The organism is Aerococcus sp. L_32 (genome assembly GCF_050689315.1).
Window position 1 is genome coordinate 1 of record NZ_JBOEQF010000160.1, and the last position, 4,900, is coordinate 4,900.

3 protein-coding genes and 1 pseudogene are annotated in these 4,900 nt (G+C 41.4%); 3 read left to right on the top strand and 1 reads right to left on the bottom strand.

The genetic code is table 11. From position 1 onward, the window contains the following. Positions 1–268 (bottom strand): annotated as a pseudogene (locus ACRCJ0_RS09445) (ABC transporter ATP-binding protein); the annotation flags it as partial. 373 nt (positions 269–641) lie between these two features. Here ACRCJ0_RS09445 and ACRCJ0_RS09450 point away from each other — a divergent pair. From ACRCJ0_RS09450 to ACRCJ0_RS09460, 3 genes are all read left to right on the top strand, one after another. Further along, the gene (locus ACRCJ0_RS09450; RefSeq protein ID WP_431387317.1) at positions 642–1,733 is read left to right on the top strand and encodes a hypothetical protein; all 1,092 of its coding nucleotides are present in this window, start codon (positions 642–644) and stop codon (positions 1,731–1,733) included. An 80-nt stretch (positions 1,734–1,813) separates the two neighbouring features. Further along, positions 1,814–2,923, top strand: coding sequence for an NAD(P)/FAD-dependent oxidoreductase (locus tag ACRCJ0_RS09455; RefSeq protein WP_417893985.1), 1,110 nt, complete (start codon positions 1,814–1,816; stop codon positions 2,921–2,923). 457 nt (positions 2,924–3,380) lie between these two features. Then, entirely contained in the window at positions 3,381–4,763 is a 1,383-nt protein-coding gene (locus tag ACRCJ0_RS09460) for a citrate synthase (protein WP_417893984.1), read from the top strand. The last annotated feature ends 137 nt before the right edge of the window (positions 4,764–4,900 follow it).

Here is a 4,900-nt window from a genome sequence, read left to right on the forward strand (position 1 = left end):
GGGTGATATCCTTGCGAATCGCTGTCACCATTAGCTGGGTAACTTTAGCTTGATAGGGTATTTTCATTAGTAAAGTTACAATATAAGCGATCTGCAAAAGGGTCACCCATATAATTGACACTATCATGGCTCGCCAATCAAAGGCAATTAAGGCATTCAAGACATTTGCATTTAAGACACTAGCCACAATTTGTGCCACTGCCCCTAATACAATAATTAACACTAATAGTGCATTTTCTTTCCAATACAATTTAAAATATTTCTTCATAGACCCTCCCTACGCCAAAACAAACCCCAAACGAGACTTTGCGCCCAAACGTTCTAATGATTAGAAGATTAAAATTATTTATCATTTTACTAATGATAATATCATATTTATAGGAAGTTAAAGGGCAATTGTCATATATAACAATTTTCAACATTTGTTTTTACTTGTCACATTGATTCGTGACCCGCAGCTTTCGCAAATGCCAAAAAGCTCCCTAACCTTTAAAAATTACAAAAGATTTAAAGGCTACCGCTATTGGTCTGACTTTTGGTAGTATATAATGAAAAGGAAACGGAAAAATAAGGGGTGCTAGCAAAAGCGCGATCCCCTTTCCAGGAAGCTGTATCAATTGTACTAATGAGGAGTGTATACGATGGCACAACGGAGATATAATACGGATGCAAGTGTCAACCAAATGCAAGCTTTGCGAGCGGAGACGCATGAGAAAGCCAGCGCCTTATCGGCGGATATGCGGTCCTTCTTCCAGGATTGTGAGGGGTACTTTCTAACGAGCGGTCCGGCGCAACCTGCGATTTATCAGGAGTTATCAAAATTAGTGGACCGGTTGCAAGTGGCGGAATTGCGACAAATTTCAGCGGAGGAAGTGCTGGGGATGTCAGGGGAAGATTATTGTAAGTTGACCCTACGTCGCTTGAATATTGAACGTTATGATTTTGATTTAGCTAAGTATGTACCAGCTGTTCTATCATTTTTTATCTTAACTTTAACCATTTATGCGACTTATATGTTTATTGCTGGTTACGCATGGTGGGGGGACTTTGCTTCTGCTATCCAGATGCCAGTTGCGGTATCGATTTTAGGATTGCCTCTACAGGTTTTCGTGATTTTCACAGCCATTTTCTTCTGGGTGACTTTCAACCGCAATACTGCCTTTGGCCGCAAGTGGTATCAAGGCTTTAATGTCTTATATTTATTAGCCGGCATCTTTTCTGCCGCACTGGTCTTCACTCTACCCTACATTATCCGTTCATACCGGGTAGCGCAGATTAACCTGCCAGTCTGGCTGGTATGGGCCATTGCCATTATCGCTGTCGCATACTACTTCTTAGTCTCTTACTTTAATGTCGGTGACAAAGTAGACTTGTGGATTTCAAACCGAGCGGCTCAGTCAACTTTAAGTGATGACGACACTTATTCACCAACTTTAGGCGCCTATTTAACAGGCCAGCCGGGGGATGACGATAAGGATTTAACCCCCGTTCGGGAATTAGACCAAACACCTGATAGTAATCATGAGGAAAAACCGGCAGTCTCTGATGAACCTATGCGTCTAAATAACCTGTGGAATACCGTTATGTTGAAACGTCCGATTATTAACCGGAAGACTTATCGGGAAATGCAGGACCGTCAAGAACGCGATGGTTACACTGATAAGGCAGATAAAGACGATAAGAAAAATACCGAATCAGGCAAAACCAGTCAACGCCGTAAAACTAAGGACTAGCAAAAACTGAAATGTGCTGATTTTGGTACTGATTAATAGTACGGATACATTGTACTGATATATAGTAAGGAGCTAACTAAGTGAAGATAGCAGTAATAGGTGGCGGGATCCTTGGATCGACCGCTGCCTTTTATTTAACCAAAGACCATGATGTAACCCTATATGACGATGGAACTGGACAAGCTACTAAAGCGGCGGCCGGTATTATCTGCCCCTGGTTCTCTAAACGTCGCAATAAACCCTGGTACCGCCTAGCCAATGGTGGGGCCCATTTTTACCGAGACTTATTGAAAGATTTAGCGGACGCTGGGATAGTGAGCCAGGCTTATCAGCAAAAAACAACTTGGTTGTTGAAGAAAAAGCCCAAACTGATCGATGATTTGATGGCAATTGCTGAAAAACGGCAGGCAGAAGCCCCTTTAATCCAAGAAATTAACAAGTTATCCCCAACTTATCAACAGGCTAGATTTCCCCAGTTTCACTATGACAATGACCTGATTGAAACGGATGGCGGTGCGGTAGTAGACGGTCAAGCTTTATGTCAGGATTTAATTGCTGCCGCCAAAGGGGAAAATCTAAAAGTTGTGAATGGGCGGGCTGATTTAACTTTCTTAGATGATGGAAAAGTTATGGTAAAAAATGACCAGGAAGTCTATGATACCGTGGTCTTAGCGACTGGTGCTTGGCTAAGTCAGGTCCTTGACCCACTGGGCTATCAAGTAGATGTCCGCCCTCAAAAAGGCCAATTGGCAGTGATAGAAACCGACTGGGATACCCAAGCATTACCCCTGATTATGCCTGAAGGTGAAGGTGATTTTATCCCCCATTTAGACGGAAAAATCTTTGTGGGTGCTAGTCACGAAGACGAGCAAGGATTTGATTTATCCACAGACCCAAGTCAATTAGCGGATATCTTTTCCACAATCTATCAGTTGGTCCCTGAATTGGCTAACTATCCAGTCACTGACTATAAAATCGGCAGCCGGGCTTACACCTCTGACTATGCGCCCTTCTATGGACCATTGCCTGACCGACCAAATGTTTATGTGGCATCCGGCTTGGGTTCATCCGGTTTAACCACCGGCCCTTTGATTGCCAGAGAGATTAGTCGGTTAATCAATAATGAGGAAACCTTGCTTGATCCTAGCGACTATGCCGTTGAAAATTATATCCAAAAGCGTGTCCAATAGTAGGAAAGTCTTTCAAATCATTTCAAATAACCAATGCAATACACAGTCCTTGCTGCATCAAATGAATCAGCAAGGGCTTTTTTGGTGTTCATTTATATTTATTTGCACACTTAATTTGCATAACTTTTAAATTATTTTTCCACCTCTTCCAGTTCTGTGTCTTTTCTTACAAATATCACATGGTTTGCGGAGAAAATATTACATTGATGAGAAAATCATGCGAGGTATTTTTCTGCCATGTTACTTTTTTGAAAATAATTTTAAATTATTTTACACGGCGTAAACCCTTGTGAAATAAGAAAAAGATGAGATTCACTCTCATCGTATTCTTAAAATAGTGGTTGACATTCAAATCTAAAGTGACTAGGATACAGTTATCAAAACTGACTTGTAGCGTTTTCTACAGGGTTTCTGTTTTGCATGTTTTATTAAAATTAAAGAAAGGGTGCGGTATATCTTGTCTATCGATTTTGATAACAGAGTGTTTGGACGTCAATTTGTTGATGTCGTAAAATCTAACACAACCATCTCTCCTGATCATTATTCTACCTATGACTTGAAACACGGCCTACGGAATGACGATGGTACAGGGGTATTAGTTGGGGTGTCAGGGATTGCTTCAGTTTCAGGTTATAAAATGCTAGATAATAAAATAATGCCGACAGAAGGGGAACTCCGTTATCGGGGAATTCGATTGACAGACTTAGTAGAGAATTATTTTAAAGAAGATAAGTTCGGCTATGAAGAAACCATCTATCTCTTGCTCTCAGGCAGTTTACCAACTAAAGGGGAAATGGCTGCTTTTAATGAATTACTGGAGGAGAATCGAAAACTCCCCGATAGCTTCATTGAAAATTTCATTATTAATTCGCCATCCGAGAACGTAATGAATAATATGCAGCGGGTATTGTTGGCACTTTATTCCTTTGATGATAAGGCGGAAGATCGTGATTTTGAAAATCAAATCTCTCAAGTCATTTCCATCATTGCGAAGATGCCACTCATACTTGCCTATTCCTACATAGGTAAGAAGTATTACTACGATGATGCGTCACTTATCTTGCATCACCTGGAGCCGAATATGTCGACAGCTGAAACGATTCTTCATCTCATTCGTCCAAATGCGACATTTACCGATGAGGAAGCCAAGTTATTAGACCTATGTTTGATTATTCATGCCGAACACGGTGGCGGGAACAATTCAACCTTCGCTACTCATGTAGTGTCTTCAACAGGAACGGATACTTATTCAACCATTTCAACAGCCTTAAGTTCGCTTAAAGGGTCAAAACACGGTGGTGCCAATTCGATGGTAGAAGCCATGGTGCAAGATTTAAAAGCCACAACGGCTGATTGGACGGATAAGGACCAAGTTGAAAAATACCTACGTGATATCTTAAATAAGCAAGCCTTTGACAAGTCAGGCCTCATCTACGGTATGGGGCATGCAGTATATACAAAGTCAGACCCACGAGCTGTTTTGCTGAAAGATAAGGCGAAAGAAATGGCCATTGAAAAAGGTTATTGCGATGACTTCAACCTCCTAAGTAACATCGAAGACATCACCAAAGGCCTCCTCAATGAAAAGCGTCCTGGCAGTGAAATTTGTGCCAACGTTGATTTATACACGGGCCTTGTTTATAGAATGCTTGGAATGAGTCCAGACCTCTATACCCCAATCTTTGCCGTCGCACGAACTGCCGGTTGGTGCGCCCATCGCTTGGAACAAATTCAAGACCCGAAAATTATCCGCCCAGCTTATGTCAACATTTCCGAAAACAAGGCCTACCTTGCCATGGAAGATAGGGAAAGCAAACACAGTCAACTAGCTATCAAGTAACGATCAAATAATAACAGACACTCTGGTTTACGAAAGGGAAAGTGATTACTATGGGAAACAACACTGATTTAAACAACAAAGAAGCCTTTGCTAAAATTAAACATAACAACCGTCAAGCAAAACCACGTACACGCGGA